The organism is Stenotrophomonas sp. SORGH_AS_0282 (genome assembly GCF_030818125.1).
Classification (GTDB): Bacteria; Pseudomonadota; Gammaproteobacteria; order Xanthomonadales; family Xanthomonadaceae; genus Stenotrophomonas; species Stenotrophomonas rhizophila_A.
The window spans coordinates 2,285,189-2,301,725 of the sequence record NZ_JAUTAB010000001.1 but is presented as its reverse complement, the minus strand read 5'-3'; the positions used below and the strand labels follow the sequence as shown (position 1 = coordinate 2,301,725).

The window sequence follows — 16,537 nt, the reverse complement described above, 5'->3', positions numbered from 1 at the left end:
CATGACCAAGATTGTTTGTTTCGGCGAAATTTTGATCGATCTACTTGCGCAGCCGCCGGCCACGCCGGACACGCCTCGCGCGTTCCTGCAGTACGCCGGCGGTGCCCCTGCCAACGTTGCCGTGGCCGCCGCGCGGCTCGGGGCGGACACCCATTTCGCCGGCATGCTCGGCCAGGACATGTTCGGCGACTTCCTTGCCGAGAGCCTGGCCGGTGCCGGGGTCGCCACCGACTGCATCGTGCGCACCGACGCGGCCAAGACCGCGCTGGCATTCGTGGCGCTGGACGCGCACGGCGAGCGTAGTTTCAGCTTCTACCGGCCGCCGGCCGCGGACCTGCTGTTCCGCGCCGAGCACTTCAGCCCGGCCTGTTTCGACGGCACCCGCAGCTTCCACGTCTGCTCCAACAGCCTGACTGAAGCGGCCATCGCCCAGGCCACGCTCGACGGCATGCAGCGCGCACGTGCGGCCGGTGCGATGGTCAGCCTGGACCTCAATCTGCGCCCCGCGCTGTGGCCGGCCGGTGTCGACCCGACCGCGCAGCTGTGGGAAGCGCTGGTGCTGGCCGACCTGGTCAAGCTCTCGCGCGAGGAACTTGACTACCTGGCCGCGCCGCTGGGCGCCGACGGCAATGCCGTGGTCATCCAGCGCCTGCTGGCGGCCCATGCGCAGGCCGTGGTGGTCACCGATGGCGCCGCCCCGATGCGTTGGCACACCCGCCATGGCAGCGGCGTGGTCACCGGCTTCCAGGTGCCTGCCGTGGACACCACCGCCGCAGGCGATGCGTTCGTAGGCGGGCTGCTGTTCGCGCTCGGTGAGCGCGGTGCCGATGGCGATGCGTTCGTCGACTTCTGCCGCGACGCGGCCGGGCTGCAGGACGCCATCCGTTTCGGTGCCGCCGTCGGCGCGCTGGCCGTGACCCGCAAGGGCGCGTTCGCCGCGATGCCGAGCCTGGCCGATGTCCAGACACTGCTGCAGCAACAACAGGAAACCGCCGCATGACTACCGCCATTCCCGCCCAGCCTGATTTCCGTTCGCCGGAATTCCTGCGCGCGCACATCGCGCAGAGCATGGCGTTCTACCAGCCGCACGAGATCGACCCCAACGGCGGCTTCTTCCACTACTACCTGGACGATGGCACGGTCTACGACGCCAGCCACCGCCACCTGGTGAGCAGCACCCGCTTCGTGTTCAACCACGCCATGGCCTACCGCGAATTCGGCAAGGCGGACGACCTGAAGGCGGTGGAACACGGCATCCGCTACCTGCGCGAGGTGCACCGCAACCCGGCCACCGGCGGCTACGCCTGGACCCTGCGCGACGGCGTGGTCGAAGATGCCACCAACCACTGCTACGGCGTGGCCTTCGTGCTGCTGGCCTACAGCTGCGCGTTGAAGGCCGGCATCGGCGAAGCACGTGCGTGGATGGATGAAACCTGGGCCCTGCTGGAAACGCGCTTCTGGGAACCCGAATTCGGCCTGTACAAGGACGAAGCGGACGCCGACTGGAACTTCAGCGACTATCGCGGCCAGAACGCCAACATGCACATGTGCGAAGCGATGCTGGCCGCCTTCGAGGCCAGTGGCGAAGCCCGCTACCGCGACCGTGCGCTGCTGCTGGCCGACCACATGACGCGCCGCCAGGCCGCGCAGGGCGAGGGGCTGGTGTGGGAGCACTACGACCGGCAGTGGCAGATCGACTGGAACTACAACCTCGACAACCCCAAGCACCTGTTCCGCCCGTGGGGCTTCCAGCCCGGCCACCAGACCGAGTGGGCCAAGCTGCTGCTGATCCTGGACCGCCATGTGCAGGCCGACTGGCTGGTGCCGACCGCGCGCCACCTGTTCGATACCGCCGTGGCGCGCAGCTGGGACCAGGCGCGCGGCGGCCTGTACTACGGCTTCGCGCCGGATGGCACGGTGTGCGATGACGACAAGTACTTCTGGGTGCAGGCCGAATCGCTGGCCACCGCCGCGCTGCTGGCCGCGCGTACCGGTGACGCGGTCTACTGGGACTGGTACGACAAGCTCTGGGCGTACGCCTGGCAGCACATGATCGACCACCAGTACGGCGCGTGGTACCGCATCCTGGATGCGGACAACCGCAAGTACAGCAACGAAAAGAGCCCGGCCGGCAAGACCGACTACCACACCATGGGCGCGTGCTACGAAGTACTCAACGTGGTGCGTTGAGTTGACCTTACAGTGAGGCGATGCATGAAGCGTTGGGCGTGGAGCGTTGGATTGGTTCTGTTGCTTGCGCTTCATGCGCTCCCCGCGGGCGCGGCGCAGCTGCGTGCGCAATGGTCGTTCCGGCTGCTGCCGGGCAACGCGCAGCTCAAGGCGCATCCCGAGGCGGGCCAATGGCGGCCCGCGTCGGTGCCGGGGTCGGTGCATACCGACCTGCTGGCGAGCAAACTCATTCCGGACCCTTACGCCGGTGCGCCCGAAGCCGGACTGCAGTGGATCGGGCTGGCCGACTGGGAGTACCAGGCGCGTTTCGACGTGGACGCCGCCACCCTGGCCGACGCGCATGCCGAACTGGCATTTGAAGGCCTGGATACCTTTGCGGAAGTGAGCCTCAACGATCGGGCGCTGCTGCGCGCTGACAACAGCCACCGCACCTGGCGGGCGCGGGTGGATGGTCAACTGAAGGCCACCGGCAACGTATTGCGGATCGTGTTCCGTTCGCCGATCACCACGCTGCTGCCCGGCGTGCAGGCGATGCCGCACAAGATCGCCGGCAATTACCCGTCGCCGTATGGCGATGAGCCGCGCGATGCGATGGTCGGCAACTTCGTGCGCAAGCCCGGGTACCACTTCGGCTGGGACTGGGGCCCGCGTTACGTGACCGCCGGGATCTGGCGCCCGGTGCAGCTGGAGAGCTGGAACGCCCAGCGGATCACCGACGTGGCCGTGCAGACGCTGGCGCTGGATGCGCGCCGCGCGGATCTGACGGTGGCGGTGGAGATGGACAGCGCTGCGGCGCGCAACCTGCCGCTCAGTGTGTCGCTGATTGATCCGGATGGGCAGTTGGCGGCGACGGTGAGGCAGACGGCGTCGCTGCGTGCAGGCCAGCAGGTGCTGTCGGTGCCGGTGACGCTGGACCGACCGCGGCGCTGGTGGCCGGCCGGCCATGGCGAACAGGCGCGCTACACCGTGCGCGTGGTTGCCGGCGCGGGAACCGCCGATGAGGCCGAGTACCGCATGCGCACCGGGCTGCGCACGGTGGAGCTGCGCCGCGAGAACGACGCCAAGGGCGGGCAGGGCTTCGCCTTTGTCATCAACGGCGTGCCGATCTTCGCCAAGGGCGCCAACGTCATTCCGTTCGACATGTTCCCCGCGCGGGTCGATCCGGCGCGCATCCGCCGCGAGCTGACGGCCGCGCGCGACGCCAACATGAACATGCTGCGCAACTGGGGCGGTGGTTATTACGAGGACCAGGCGTTCTTCGACATCGCCGACGAACTGGGCCTGCTGGTCTGGCAGGACTTCATGTTCGGCGGCGGCATGCAGCCGGGTTACGATCCGGCGTTCCGCGCCAACGTCGTGGCCGAGGCGCGCGACAACGTGCGTCGGCTGCGCGCGCATCCCAGCGTGGTGCTGTGGTGTGGCAACAACGAAGAAGAAACCGCGTGGAAGGACTGGGGCCATGGCCGCGAGCTGAAGGCGGCCGATCCGGCGTTTGCCGGACGTGTCTGGCAGGGTTACGTAGACCTGTTCGGCAACGACCTGCGCAAGGTGGTGGCCGAGGAAGGGTTGGGCGTGCCGTACTGGTCAAGCTCGCCGAGCAATGACCTGGATACGGTGGCCAACGACTCCACCCGCGGCGACAAGCACTACTGGCAGGTGTGGGGCAACCCGGCGCTGCCGGTGCAGGCCTACCTGCGCGAAACACCGCGATTCATGTCCGAATACGGGCTGCAGGCGTGGCCGGTGCTGCGCACGCTGGATGGCATCATTCCCGCAGGCGAACGGAAGGTCGACAGCGCTACCGTAAAGGCCCACCAGAAATTCATGGCAGGCGAGGGCAACCAGCGTCTGCTCCAGTACGTCGAGCGGGAATTCGGCACGCCGCGCGACTTCGCTGATTTCGTTTACCTGAGCCAGGTGATGCAGGCTGAAGGCATCGCGCTGGCCGCGCTGCACCACCGTGCCTCACGCCCGTACACGATGGGTTCGCTGTACTGGCAGCTCAATGACGTGTGGCCGGGTGCGTCCTGGTCCAGCATCGATTACGCCGGGCGCTGGAAGGCGCTGCATTTCCATGCGAAACGGTTCTTTGCGGACCATGCGGTGGCGGCATTGCGCGATGAGGGCGTCACCCGCGTCAGCCTGCTCAATGACCTGCAGCAGCCGCTGGAAGCGCGGTGGCGGTTGCGGGTGATGGATGTGGATGGTCGCCAGGTTTCGCAACAACAGCATGCGGTGACGGTGCCGGCACTGTCGGCGCTGGACGTCGGGCGTTTCACCGACGCGCAGCTGCTGGGCAGGGCCGATCCCGCGCGTACGGTCGCGGTGGTGGAACTGCTGGAAGGTAAGCGTGTGCGGTCGCGCCAGGTGGTCTACTTCGCGGCGGCCAAGGATATGCAGCTGCCAAAGGTGCAGATCGACAGCCGCTGGATCCAGGACGGCGATGACATCGTGCTGGAGCTGCGCGCGGCGCAGCTGGCCCGCGGCGTGTGGGTGGATTTCGACGGAATGGACGCCACCTTGGACGACAACGCCATCGACCTGGTGCCGGGCGAGCCGGTGCGGATCAAGGTGAAGGCCGATGCCGAGCTCGAAACGCTGCGCAAGGCGCTGCGGATCCGCTCAGTAGCCGACGCGATGGCGGTTCAGTGACCATCCGGCATCGTGCGGGATGGGCGGCGTGATGGATTTGGGGCTGGGAACCGACCCCACCGAAATCGTTCGTGCGATATTCCGATACTGATCGCGTGGCCTGGATTACAGCGTGATCTGCTGGAAATTTTCCACGCGGTCGTGGCCGTGCGTGGCTTCGCCGGTGCGCGGCAGCGGGTAATCGTCCAAGCGGTCCAGCAGGCGGGTCTGCAGGCCGGCTTCACGGGCTGCATCCAGCTCTTCCACCACGTCCGACAGGAACACGATCTGCCCGGCCGGCACGCCGATGGCCTTTACGATGTTGCGGTAACTTTCCGCCTCGCGCTTGCCGCCGATCTCGGTGTCGAACCAGCCCGACACCAGCCCGGTCAGGTCGCCGGCCTCGCTGAAGCCAAAGAACTGCTTCTGCGCCGGCACCGAACCGGAGGAGTACACATACAGCGGCTTGCCCTCGGCATGCCAGCCGCTCAGCACTGCCGCCACTTCCGGATAGAAGTGCGCCTTGTACTCGCCGTTGCGGTAGCCATCTTCCCAGATCATGCCCTGCAGCGCCTTCAGCGCCGTGTGCTTGCGATCCTGGTCGATCCAGCCCTGCAGGGTTTCCACGATGAGGCTGTCCTGGCAGGCACCGCCGATCTCCACCGCCACCGCATCCAGCCAGCGACGCACCTCCGGCTGCTGGCCATGCGCGGCGACAAACGCCGGCAGCGCCTTGCGCGCATACGGAAACAGCACGTTCTTCACGAACGAAATGCTGCTGGTGGTGCCTTCGATGTCGGTGAGGATGACAGTGGGGTGGGGCATGGATCAGGACGCCTTGGTCGGAACGTAACGGGGGAATTTCTGGGCGATGTCCGTGCCGGTGAAGTGCCCGACCCAGCCATCCGGCTCTGTGAAGAAGCGGATCGCCACGAAGCTGGGCTCATCGCCCATGTCGAACCAGTGCGTGGTGCCATCCGGCACCGCGATCAGGTCGTTCTTCACGCACTCGATCTCATAGACCTTGTCGTCCACGTGCAGCGTGAACAGCCCCGAGCCGGCCACGAAGAAACGGACCTCATCTTCCTTGTGGAAGTGCTCGTCCAGGAACTTTTTCCGCAGCTCGGCGCGGTTGGGGTTGTCCGGCGCGATCGAGGCCACGTCCACGCTCTTGAAGCCGTGCTGGGCCACCAGCCGGTCGATGTCGCTGCGGTAGGCAGCGAACACCTCGTCCTGGCTCGCGCCCGGCGAAACCTCATGGGCCGCCTGCCAGCGTTCGAAGGTCACCCCGATCTTCTCCAGCTCGGCGGCAATCAGCGCGCCGTCCTGGGTATCCAGCACCGGGGATTGGGGTTCATCGTGATCGTAAATGCGCAGTCGGCTCATGGCGGCAGCTTGAACGGCGAGGGGGACCTCAAAGAGTATCAGCGGCCGGCCCTGAATGGGGGCGCGACCTGATGACGCTGGAGTATGTAGCTCAGGGCCCGCGCAGCTTGCGCAGCTCCAGCTCGCAGTGCAGCAGGAACTCGAACGCCTCCATGTGCCGACGCGCCTCGGCCATGTCCCGGCCCCAGGCGTACAGGCCATGCCCGTCGATCAGGTAGCCCCACATGCAGCCTTCGTCGAGCTTCTGCTCGACCTTGGCGGCCAGCTCGTCCATGTCCTGGGTGTTGGCGAACACCGGCACGTCCACGGCGGTTTCATGGGTGCTGTTGCCGTGGAAGGCCTTCAGCAGCTCATACCCCTCCAACCGGATATGCCCATTGGCCGCATACAGCCGCGAGGCAATGGTCTGCACCGGCGAATGGGTATGCAGTACGCAGCCAATCTCCGGGAACCGGCGATACAGCTGCGTATGCAGCAGCGTCTCGGCAGACGGACGCAGCGGCCGGCCCACGGCCTTGCCGTCGAAGTCGACCACCATGATGTCGTCCTCGATCAGGCGGCCCTTGTCCTTGCCGGACACCGTGATCGCCGCATGCCGGTCATCCAGCCGGTGCGAGAAATTGCTGCTGGTCGCCGGCGTCCACCCGGCCTGGGCCAGTTCGCGGATGTTGTCGATCAGCACCTGGGCCAGTTCGCTCAGACGAGCCGTGTCGTAAGGGGTGTCGTTCATGGCGGGCATTTTAACGGCGCAGCGCGTTAAAAGCAGGTTCCGAGCGCAGGCCCGGGCGGCAAAAAGGCCGCCGGACCCCGATTTTGCCTTTGGCACCGTCACCCGTAGCGTGTCGAAGGGTGGGGCGGGTTGGGTTTGCGGGGGTGTGAGCCGCATGGATGCGGCGACCAAGCCCCCATGGATGGGTTTACGGCGTCCCCCGCAAACCCAACCCGCCCCGCCCTGAACGACGCTAACGGCAGAGCCGACGCTCTGGCTCTGGCCGTTGCACCGGACGTTCAGCCGCGCAGGCGGCTGTGCTTGTAGCTGTAACCGAAGTAGATGGCGAACCCGATGACCGTCCAGATTCCCATCAGCATCCAGTTGTGCATCGTCATCGCCGACAGCAGGGCCAGGCAGCTCAGCACGCCCAGGCTGCAGATCAGCCAGGCCGCCGGAATGCGGAACGGGCGCGGCAGGTCCGGCTGCGTGCGGCGCAGGATCAGCACGCCCGCGCAGACCGCCGCGAACGCGATCAGCGTCCCCATCGACGTCAGCTCGCCCAGCACGTCCAGCGGGAACAGCGCCGCCAGCAGCGCAATGCCGATGCCCGTGATCACCGTATTGATGTGCGGCGTGCGGTACTTCGGGTGGATCGTCGTGAACACCTTCGGCAGCAGACCGTCGTTGGCCATGATCATGAAGATGCGCGGCTGCGCGATCACCATCACCAGCACCACCGACGACAGCCCGATCAACGCACCGATCTCCACTACCACCCGCAACCAGCCCAGCGTCGGGTGCGCCGCCACCGCCGTGACCACCGGCTCGTCCGTGCCCAGCAGCGTGTACGGCACCAGCCCGGTCATCACCGCCGCCATCGCGATGTACAGGATCGTGCAGATCACCAGCGACAGCAGCATGCCGATCGGCATGTCGCGCTGCGGCCGGTGCGATTCCTGCGCCGCCACCGACACCGCCTCGAAGCCGATATAGGCGAAGAACACCATCGCCGCACCGCGCAGCACGCCCTCGAACCCGAACTTGCCCGGGCCCTCATTGGCCGGAATGAACGGCGTCCAGTTGGCCGGGTCCACGTACTTCCAGCCGACCACGATCACCAGAATGATCAGGCCTGTCTTCAGCACCACCATCGCCATGTTCATCGCCGACGACTTGCTGATGCCCACATAGCACAACCACGTCAGCAGCAGCACCAGGATCGCCGCCGGCAGGTTCGCGATCGCCCCTGTGGGGCGCAGCTGCCCATCCAGCGGCGCACTGACCAGCGCCGATGGCAGGTAGATGTCGAAATGACTCAGCAGGCTCAGGAAGTAACCGGTCCAGCTGACCGCCACCGCCGACGCCGACACCCCGTATTCCAGCACCAGCATCCAGCCGATGAACCACGCCGCCAGCTCGCCGAAGGTCGCATAGGTATAGGTATAGGCGCTGCCGGAGACCGGCACCATCGACGCGAACTCCGCATACGCCATCGCGCAGAACGCACAGCAGATCGCCGCCAGTACGAAGCTCAGCATGATCGCCGGGCCCGCATGGTTGGCCGCCGCCTGCCCGGTGATGACGAAAATGCCGCCGCCGATCACCGCGCCGATGCCCAGCGCGGTCAGGCCCCAGGGACCCAGGGTGCGCTTCAGGCTCAGCCCGTTCGCATCTTCATGGGCGGCGTGCGGGTGCTTGGTGGCCCACAGTTGCTTCAGCATGGGATCACGACACCTTGTTGAGCTTGCTGTGGCGGATGCCGTAGCCGAAATAGATCACCAGGCCCAGCACCGTCCAACCCACGAACAGGTGCCAATGCACCACGAACGCCTGCCAGAACAGGAACAGGCACGACAGCGCGCCCACCGGGCAGATCACCCACACCAGCGGCACCCGGAACGGCCGGGTCAGTTCCGGGCGCGTGTAGCGCAGCACCAGCACGCCGATGCAGACCGTGGCGAAGGCCAGCAGCGTGCCCATCGAGACCAGCTCGCCCAGCACGTTCAGCGGCATCAGGCCCGCCAGCGCAGCGGCCAGCACGCCCACCACGATCGTGGCCCAGTACGGGGTACGGAAGCGCGGGTGGACCTTGCCGAACAGCTTCGGAATCAGGCCGTCGCGCGAGATCGTGTAGGCGATGCGGGTCTGGCCCATCATCATCACCAGCACCACCGAGGACAGGCCGGCGATGGCGCCGATCTCCACGGCGGTCTTCAGCCAGGACAGGCTGGCATACGGCTCCAGCGCGGTCGCCACCGGCTTGTCGGTGCCCAGCAGGTGGTACGGCATCATGCCGGTCAGCACCGCGCACACGATGATGTAGACGATGGTGCAGACCGCCAGCGAGCCAAGCAGGCCGATCGGCATGTTGCGCTGTGGGTCCTTGGTTTCACCCGCCGCGGTGGAAACCGCATCGAAGCCGATGTAGGCGAAGAACACGATGGTGGCTGCACGGAACACACCGCTCCAGCCGAACTCGCCCGGCACGCCGGTGTTTTCCGGAATGAACGGGGTCCAGTTGGCCATGTCGATGTGCTGCGCGCCAAAGCCGATGAACAGGCAGATCACCGTGACCTTGATCGCCACGATGATCGCGTTGACGAACGCCGACTGGGTCACGCCCACGTACAGCAGGCCCGACACCGCCGCCACGATCAGCACCGCCGGCAGGTTGAACAGCTTGCCGGAGGAGATGAACTCCTGCCCGGTCCAGCTGATCGGCGCCGCGCTGAGCGCGTCCGGGAATGGCATGTGCAGCGTGGTGGTGATGAAGCTGATGAGGTACGCCGACCAGCCCACCGCGACCGAGGCCGAAGCGAACAGGTATTCCAGCACCAGGCACCAGCCGATGAACCAGGCCATGCCTTCGCCCAGGGTGGCGTAGGAGTAGGAGTAAGCGCTGCCCGAGACCGGCATCATCGCTGCGAACTCGGCGTAGCACAGGCCCGCCAGGGCGCAGGCGAAGCCGGCGATCACGAACGACAGCATCACCGCCGGGCCGGCGTGGTTGGCGGCCGCCTGGCCGGTCAGCACGAAGATACCCGCGCCGATCACGGCGCCAATACCCAGCATGATGAGATGTTTCGCCGTGAGGGTCCTTTTCAGCGAGGCTTCGCCGTCCAGGCTGCCTTCAATCGGTTCGCCGGCATCGACGTGCCCGGCCGGCTCGACCGGTTTGACCCTCAACAGAGACTTCAGCATGCAGTGCTTCCCAGGTGGACGTTGGTGCGGGGCAGGCCCCGCGAAATCGAAAGGCAAGTGCGCGATACGTTGCCGCGCCCTTGAGTGGTGACCGGCCGCCCCAAAGGAACGGCCCGCTGTACCTTAGCCAAAGCTGAAGCCTGCGCACAAGCGCAAATGCAGCATGCCGGGCGATAATCTGCCAAATCCGTCCGATTGCCCGGTTGCCATGTCGTCAAACCCTGAATCCGTTGTAGCACTTGACGCCGCCCTGCGCGGCCAACTCGCCGATTACGCCCGCCGGCACCCCGAACACGCCGCCTTGGCTGACGAATTCAGCACATTGCTGGACGACCCGGAAAACCCTTTCCTGCGTGACCGGCTGGCCGGCCATTTCACCGGCAGCGCCTGGCTGGTCAGCGCCGATGGGGCGCGGGTGCTGCTGACCCACCACCGGAAGTTGAACCGCTGGCTGCAGTTGGGCGGGCATGCCGATGGCGTGCGCGACCTGGCCAGGGTGGCGCTGACCGAGGCCGAGGAGGAATCCGGCCTGGCCGGGCTGGTGCTGGAGGACGGGGCGGTGCTGTTCGATATCGACAAGCACTGGATTCCGGAACGGCATGACGTGCCCGGCCACTGGCACTACGACGCGCGCTACGTGGTGCGGGCGGTGGGAAGCGAGGCCTTCGCGATCAGCGAGGAATCGCTGGCGCTGGCCTGGCGCGACATCACCGATGTGGCCGATGCCGCGATCGAGACGCCGGACGGGGATGATTCGCTGCCGCGCATGGCCAAGCGCTGGCTCGCACGGTGACCCTGTAGGGTCGCATCCCGATCGACCGCCGACCGTGTTCGAACGTCCGGTTGTGGCATGACCGTTGGCGGAAAAAACGCGTTTCGTTCGGAGGTGATGCCTTCGTCGCGCTGATCACCGTTATCGGCGGTCGATAGGGATGCGACCCTACCAATGCGTCATCGCACGAACCGTCGTTCCGTCCCGTTCGCGTCATCGCACGAATCATCTTGCGCCGCCTTTGGGTAATCGCACGAAATCCATCGGCACGCATCGGTAGGGGCGCATCCCGATCGACCGCCGACCGTGGTGCAACGTTCGGTTGTGGCATGACCGTTGGCGTAAAAAACGCGTTTCGTTCGGAGGTGATGCCTTCGTCGCGCCGATCACCGTTATCGGCGGTCGATAGGGATGCGACCCTACCAATGAGTCGCCGAACGTGATCGACCAGCACGCAATGCACCGGTAGGGTCGCATCCCGATCGACCACCGGCCGTGTTTCCACGTTCGGTAGGGCATGATCATTTGGTGAAGAAGCGCGTTTCGTTCAGAGGTCATGCCGCCATTGCGCCGATCACCGTTATCGGCAGTCGATTGGGATGCGACCCTACCGCGGAGCGAAACGTGCGCGTTGATGCGCACGTCCACGGCCGGCAGTGCGATCAATACAGAACGCGCGTACGCAGCGTGCCCGGAATCGCCGCCAGCTCTTCGCGCACAGCAGTGGCCTGCTCCTCGCTGGCGGTGATGTCGATCACCACGTAGCCGACCTTCGGGTCGGTTCGCAGGAACTGGCCATCGATGTTGACGTTGTGGCGCGAGAAGATCTCGTTGACCTTCGACAGCACGCCCGGCACGTTCTGGTGGATGTGCAGCAGGCGCAGGCTGTCTTCGTGCTCGGGCAGGGTCACTTCGGGGAAGTTGACCGCCGACAGGGTGCTGCCGTTGTCGCTGTAACGCACCAGCTTGGCCGCCACTTCCACGCCGATGTTGTCCTGTGCTTCCAGGGTGCTGCCGCCCACGTGCGGGGTGAGGATGACGTTGTCGTGCGCGGTCAGCGGCGACACGAAGGTATCGCCGTTGCCCTTGGGCTCCACCGGGAACACGTCCAGCGCCGCGCCACCGATGTGGCCCGAGCGCAACGCCGCATCCAGCGCATCGATGTCGACCACGGTGCCGCGTGCGGCATTGATCAGGTGCGCGCCCGGGCGCATGCGGGCCAGCTGCGGCGCGCCGATCAGCCACTGGGTGGCCGGCGTTTCGGGCACGTGCACGGTGACGATATCGGCGCGGGCGAGCAGGTCGTCCAGGTCGATGGCAGCGCGGGCGTTGCCCAGCGACAGCTTGGTTTCGATGTCGTGGAAGATCACCTGCATGCCCATGGCTTCGGCCATGACGCCGACCTGGGTGCCGATATGGCCATAGCCGATGATGCCCAGGGTCTTGCCGCGCACTTCATGGCTGCCGGCGGCCGATTTGGACCAGCCGCCACGATGGCATTCGGCGTTCTTCTGCGGAATGCCACGGGTCAGCATGATCGCTTCGGCGATCACCAGTTCGGCCACGCTGCGGGTGTTGGAATAGGGGGCATTGAACACCGGAATGCCGGCCAGCTCGGCCGCTTCCAGGTCCACCTGGTTGGTGCCGATGCAGAAGCAGCCCACCGCCATCAGGCGCTTGGCATGGGCCAGCACGTCGGCGCTGAGCTGGGTGCGCGAGCGGATGCCGACGATGTGCGCTTCGGCGATGCGCGCCTTCAGTTCGTCTTCGGGCAGGGCCTTGCTGTGCAGTTCGATCTGCGAATAGCCGGCCGCACTGAACACGTCGATGGCCGTCTGGCTCACCCCCCTCCAGCAACAGCACGCGGATATCCTGCTTCGGGAATGAGGTCTTCTTCGGCGACATGGGCAAGCGGCAGCATGTTGGGCGGGAGCTGCCCACTATGCCAGATCGGGGCGGGGATGGTGCGGTGCGCCATGGGGCGGTTTGACGGTTTCAGATGCGACCAATTGTTGGCGAGGTCGCACGACTAACAGTCGTGCGCTACCCTTTGGGATTGCCTTGGCCCCTCTGTTCATATGACTGATCCGCGCCTTGATTTGCTATTGCAGGACTGCCCCGGGCTGCGGCTCACCACCGAGCCGGCCGAGCTGGAGCACTACGGACGCGATTGGACCCGGCGCTGGACGCCGGCGCCGCTGGCCATTGCGCTGCCGGGCAACGTGGACGAGGTGCAGGCCATCCTGCGCTGGGCCAGTGCCCAGGGCGTGGCGGTGGTGCCCTCCGGGGGCCGCACCGGCCTGAGCGGCGGCGCGGTCGCGGCCAACGGCGAGCTGGTGCTCAGCCTGGAGCGGATGAACAAGGCGCTGGCCTTCGATGCGGTGGACCGTACGCTCACCGTGCAGGCCGGCATGGCGCTGGAAGCCGTCCACAACGCAGCGCTCGAACACGGCCTGATCTATCCGGTCGACTTCGCCGCACGCGGTTCCTGCTCGATCGGCGGCAATATCGCCACCAATGCCGGTGGCATCCGGGTGATCCGCTACGGCAACACCCGCGAGTGGATTGCCGGCCTGAAGGTGGTCACCGCCAGCGGTGAGCTGCTTGAGCTGAACAAGGGGCTGATCAAGAATTCCAGCGGTTACGATTTCCGCCAGCTGCTGATCGCCTCCGAGGGCACGCTGGGCGTGATCGTGGAAGCCACGCTCAAGCTCACCGATCCGCCGCCGGCGAGCAACGTGATGCTGCTGGCGTTGCCGTCGTTCGAGGTGCTGATGCAGGTGTTTGCCGCGTTCCGCGAACGCATGCAGCTGCAGGCCTTCGAATTCTTCACCGACCGGGCTTTGGAACACGTGCTGGCGCATGGCGCGCAGGCCCCGTTCGCCGAGGTGCATCCGTTCTACGTGGTGACCGAGTTCGCCGCTGGCGATGAGGTGCAGGAGGCGGCGGCGATGGCCGCGTTCGAGGCCTGCATGGAGCAGGGCTGGGTCAGCGACGGCGTGGTCAGCCAGAGCGACGCGCAGGCCGCCCAGCTGTGGCGTCTGCGCGAAGGGATCACCGAGGCGGTGGCGCGTTACAAACCGTACAAGAACGATGTGTCGGTGCGGATTTCGGCCATGCCGGCGTTCATGGCGCGCACCCAGGCGCTGATCGGGCAGGCCTACCCGCACTTCGACGTGGTCTGGTTCGGCCATATCGGCGACGGCAACCTGCACATCAACGTGCTCAAGCCCGATGCCACCGACGATGCGCAGTTCCTGCAGCAGTGCGAACACGTGACCAAGCTGCTGGCGCAGGTGCTGAAGGACTTCGATGGCAGCATTTCGGCCGAACATGGGATCGGCCTGGTCAAGAAGGGCTACCTGGACAGCACCCGCGGCGAGGCGGAAATCGCGCTGATGAAGGCGGTCAAACGTGCGTTTGATCCCCAAGGGTTGCTGAATCCGGGCAAGGTATTCGACCTGTAGCAGGCGACAGAATTTCACGCAGCCGATACGCTTTGCCTCTTCCTGTCCTCAACGAACCCAAGATGAAGCGATCGATCCTGCTGTTTGCCGTGCTCGCCCTGCCGCTTTCGGCATTCGCCTCCAGCTTCGCTGGCTCCTCGGCGGGTTCGGCGTCCGGTGCCTCCTCGGCCGGTTCGTCCAGCTCGGACGATGACAAGGTGGTGGTGGACGCCCGCGAAGACGCAGCTGCGTTCGTGGCCACCGACGGCGCCATCCGTGGCGCCCGCCTGGAAGCGGCGCTCCTGCACCTGCGCGAAACCGGTGCCGCCCAGCGCGACGCCAGCGACATGCAGCTGGCCCAGGCCCTGCTGGCCCGCTGATGCAACCGCGCCGCTGGGCCCTGCGCCGATGCGCGGCGGTCCTGGCGGCGTTGCTGGCCGCCCCGGCCGCCCATGCCGCCCTGCAGCTTCAGCTGCAGGCGGACGGACTCGATCCTGGCCAGCGGGCGAACGCCGAGCAGGTGCTGCAGCAGGCGCCTGCGTTGCTGCCTGCGTCATGGCAGGCGCGCTTCGTCGCCCCGGTAACCCTGTCCTGGTCGGACCAGCTTCCCGACACGGTGCATGGCCGCACCCGCAGGAATGCGATCACCCTGCGGCGCAGCCTGCTGGACGAGGTACAGCCCGGCCAGCCACTGCCACGCGCGGTGCAGGCGGCGCTGATCCATGAATTGACCCACGTGCTGGACCGCGCCGCTGGGGGCGGATGGTCGTACAGCAGCCGCTGGCGTGACCTGGCCGGCTGGCAGCAGCACCCGTGGCGATGGGGACGCGGTGGCAACGCGTTCACCGAACGCAGTCCCGACCCGTACGAACGCCACAGCCCGGCCGAATACCTGGCGGTGAATGCCGAGCATTACCTGCTCGATGCCGATTTCGCGTGTCGCCGCCCGGCGCTGGCGGCGTGGTTTGCAGATCACATTGGCCCAGGGCCGCAGGCCGCGTGCGACCCGCGCGTGGCGCTGGTGCAGGCCGGCGATGTCACCGGCGAAGCCTCGTTGCTGGAGCTGGATCCGCAGCGGGTATATGCGGTGGACTACCTGCTGGCCGAGGGCAACGACCAGCTGATGAGCCGCTGGGGTCACAGCATGCTGCGCCTGGTGATCTGCGCGCCGGGGCGTCCGCGCGGCCCGGCGTGCCGGCTGGATCTGGCCCATCACCGGGTACTATCGTTCCGCGCGTTCGTCGGCGATGTGCAGATTTCCAGCTGGCGCGGGCTGACCGGCGCGTATCCGTCGCGGCTGTTCGTGCTGCCGCTCAACCAGGTGATCAACGAGTACACCCAGCTGGAGCTGCGGGGGCTGAATTCGGTACCGCTGGCGCTTGATGAAAGCGACATCGCGGGTCTGCTGGAACGCGTAGGCCAGGTGCACTGGAGCTATGACGGGCGCTATCGTTTTGTCAGCAACAACTGCGCGGTGGAAACCGGCAAGCTGCTGCAGGAAGGCGTGCCACGCTGGGCCGATCCCGGCCTGAACCGGCTCAGCCCCGGTGGCCTGCTGCGTCGGCTGGAGCGGCAGGGCCGTGCGGATGGCGCGGTGTTGGAGGACAGGCGCGACGCGATGCGCATGGGCTACTACTTCCCGTCGGCGCAGTCGCATTACCAGCAGCTGTTTGATGTGGCGCGCGCGGAACTGGCATTGCCGACGGCGAAAGTGACCGCGTGGTTGGCATTGCCGGCGGCGCAGCGTGCGCAATGGGCGGACCGCGGCGGATTGCGGGCCACTTCGGCATTGTTGTTGCTGGAGCAGGCGGCGCGGTACCGCGAAGAACTGCGTGCGCGCGATGGGTTGAAGCGGACGCTGGGCGGTTCGGATGCGGGCGATGATGCAGCGCATGCGGCGTTGCTCGCGCTGCTGGACGATGCCGGGCAGCTGGTGAATCCGGCCGGGTTGGTGGGCGGTGACGGCTATGGCTTGCCGAGCCCGGAGGAGCGCATCATTGCGGCCGAGGCTGCAAAACAGATCAGCGCACGCGGCGTTCCGGCATGGACGGCGTTGCAGACGCAGATGCGCGCGCGATTGCCTGCGGCGCAGCAGCAGGAGCTGGCCACGATCGACGACACGCTGGCCCGGCTGGGAAGCCGTATGCGCCAGCTGGCACGCGAACAGGCGTAAAGCGGCCGCGTTTCACCTCCGCTCAC

12 protein-coding genes and 1 pseudogene are annotated in these 16,537 nt (G+C 66.5%); 7 read left to right on the top strand and 6 right to left on the bottom strand.

Annotated features, from left to right (window positions below; genetic code table 11):
• Nucleotide 1: 1 nt before the first annotated feature.
• The 3 genes from QE395_RS10190 to QE395_RS10180 are packed head-to-tail and all read left to right on the top strand — an operon-like array spanning nucleotide 2 to nucleotide 4,842.
• A complete protein-coding gene (locus tag QE395_RS10190) occupies nucleotides 2-1,000 on the top strand; it encodes a carbohydrate kinase (protein ID WP_306988884.1) in 999 nt (332 codons plus the stop codon).
• On the top strand, nucleotides 997-2,190 hold the full coding sequence (locus tag QE395_RS10185) for an AGE family epimerase/isomerase (protein ID WP_095363851.1): 1,194 nt from the start codon (nucleotides 997-999) through the stop codon (nucleotides 2,188-2,190). Before QE395_RS10190 ends, QE395_RS10185 begins: the two co-directional genes overlap by 4 nt.
• A 60-nt stretch (nucleotides 2,191-2,250) precedes the next feature.
• Nucleotides 2,251-4,842 carry a glycoside hydrolase family 2 protein gene (locus QE395_RS10180; protein WP_306988882.1) on the top strand — a complete coding sequence of 864 codons (2,592 nt, stop codon included), beginning with the start codon at nucleotides 2,251-2,253 and terminating at the stop codon, nucleotides 4,840-4,842.
• Between the two features lie 105 nt (nucleotides 4,843-4,947).
• Here the strand turns inward: QE395_RS10180 and mtnC are convergent, their stop codons facing one another.
• The 5 genes from mtnC to QE395_RS10155 form a co-directional block, all read right to left on the bottom strand.
• Entirely contained in the window at nucleotides 4,948-5,646 is a 699-nt protein-coding gene (mtnC, locus tag QE395_RS10175; protein WP_249834203.1) for an acireductone synthase, read from the bottom strand.
• 3 nt (nucleotides 5,647-5,649) lie between these two features.
• Nucleotides 5,650-6,207, bottom strand: a complete 558-nt coding sequence (locus tag QE395_RS10170) for an acireductone dioxygenase (protein WP_306988879.1) — start codon at nucleotides 6,205-6,207, stop codon at nucleotides 5,650-5,652.
• A 91-nt stretch (nucleotides 6,208-6,298) separates the two neighbouring features.
• Nucleotides 6,299-6,937 (bottom strand): methylthioribulose 1-phosphate dehydratase, encoded by a 639-nt coding sequence (locus tag QE395_RS10165; RefSeq protein WP_184123761.1) that lies wholly within the window; start codon nucleotides 6,935-6,937, stop codon nucleotides 6,299-6,301.
• Nucleotides 6,938-7,215: 278 nt separating this feature from the next.
• Complete coding sequence (locus QE395_RS10160; RefSeq protein ID WP_093536223.1) at nucleotides 7,216-8,640, bottom strand: amino acid permease; 1,425 nt, start codon at nucleotides 8,638-8,640, stop codon at nucleotides 7,216-7,218.
• Between the two features lie 4 nt (nucleotides 8,641-8,644).
• Nucleotides 8,645-10,120 (bottom strand): amino acid permease, encoded by a 1,476-nt coding sequence (locus QE395_RS10155; RefSeq protein ID WP_068851479.1) that lies wholly within the window; start codon nucleotides 10,118-10,120, stop codon nucleotides 8,645-8,647.
• 208 nt (nucleotides 10,121-10,328) lie between these two features.
• Here QE395_RS10155 and QE395_RS10150 point away from each other — a divergent pair, with 208 nt between their 5' ends.
• On the top strand, nucleotides 10,329-10,913 hold the full coding sequence (locus QE395_RS10150) for an NUDIX hydrolase (RefSeq protein ID WP_306988873.1): 585 nt from the start codon (nucleotides 10,329-10,331) through the stop codon (nucleotides 10,911-10,913).
• Between the two features lie 641 nt (nucleotides 10,914-11,554).
• Here the strand turns inward: QE395_RS10150 and serA are convergent.
• Nucleotides 11,555-12,797, bottom strand: a pseudogene (serA, locus tag QE395_RS10145) (phosphoglycerate dehydrogenase).
• Nucleotides 12,798-12,970: 173 nt separating this feature from the next.
• Here serA and QE395_RS10140 point away from each other — a divergent pair.
• The 3 genes from QE395_RS10140 (at nucleotide 12,971) to QE395_RS10130 (ending at nucleotide 16,511) form a co-directional block, all read left to right on the top strand.
• On the top strand, nucleotides 12,971-14,359 hold the full coding sequence (locus QE395_RS10140) for an FAD-binding oxidoreductase (RefSeq protein WP_306988871.1): 1,389 nt from the start codon (nucleotides 12,971-12,973) through the stop codon (nucleotides 14,357-14,359).
• 62 nt (nucleotides 14,360-14,421) lie between these two features.
• The gene (locus tag QE395_RS10135) at nucleotides 14,422-14,718 is read left to right on the top strand and encodes a DUF2388 domain-containing protein (RefSeq protein WP_068851491.1); all 297 of its coding nucleotides are present in this window, start codon (nucleotides 14,422-14,424) and stop codon (nucleotides 14,716-14,718) included.
• Nucleotides 14,718-16,511 (top strand): DUF4105 domain-containing protein, encoded by a 1,794-nt coding sequence (locus QE395_RS10130; RefSeq protein WP_306988869.1) that lies wholly within the window; start codon nucleotides 14,718-14,720, stop codon nucleotides 16,509-16,511. The genes QE395_RS10135 and QE395_RS10130 overlap by 1 nt, the downstream gene beginning before the upstream one ends.
• The last annotated feature ends 26 nt before the right edge of the window (nucleotides 16,512-16,537 follow it).

What these genes read in the sequence shown, in the direction of transcription:
- QE395_RS10130 (WP_306988869.1), top strand. Translation starts at nt 14,718, where the DNA reads ATGCAACCGCGCCGCTGGGCCCTGCGCCGATGCGCGGCGGTCCTGGCG.
- QE395_RS10160 (WP_093536223.1), bottom strand. Translation starts at nt 8,640, where the DNA reads ATGCTGAAGCAACTGTGGGCCACCAAGCACCCGCACGCCGCCCATGAA.
- QE395_RS10165 (WP_184123761.1), bottom strand. Translation starts at nt 6,937, where the DNA reads ATGAACGACACCCCTTACGACACGGCTCGTCTGAGCGAACTGGCCCAG.
- QE395_RS10135 (WP_068851491.1), top strand. Translation starts at nt 14,422, where the DNA reads ATGAAGCGATCGATCCTGCTGTTTGCCGTGCTCGCCCTGCCGCTTTCG.
- QE395_RS10140 (WP_306988871.1), top strand. Translation starts at nt 12,971, where the DNA reads ATGACTGATCCGCGCCTTGATTTGCTATTGCAGGACTGCCCCGGGCTG.
- QE395_RS10185 (WP_095363851.1), top strand. Translation starts at nt 997, where the DNA reads ATGACTACCGCCATTCCCGCCCAGCCTGATTTCCGTTCGCCGGAATTC.
- QE395_RS10155 (WP_068851479.1), bottom strand. Translation starts at nt 10,120, where the DNA reads ATGCTGAAGTCTCTGTTGAGGGTCAAACCGGTCGAGCCGGCCGGGCAC.
- mtnC (WP_249834203.1), bottom strand. Translation starts at nt 5,646, where the DNA reads ATGCCCCACCCCACTGTCATCCTCACCGACATCGAAGGCACCACCAGC.
- QE395_RS10170 (WP_306988879.1), bottom strand. Translation starts at nt 6,207, where the DNA reads ATGAGCCGACTGCGCATTTACGATCACGATGAACCCCAATCCCCGGTG.
- QE395_RS10150 (WP_306988873.1), top strand. Translation starts at nt 10,329, where the DNA reads ATGTCGTCAAACCCTGAATCCGTTGTAGCACTTGACGCCGCCCTGCGC.
- QE395_RS10190 (WP_306988884.1), top strand. Translation starts at nt 2, where the DNA reads ATGACCAAGATTGTTTGTTTCGGCGAAATTTTGATCGATCTACTTGCG.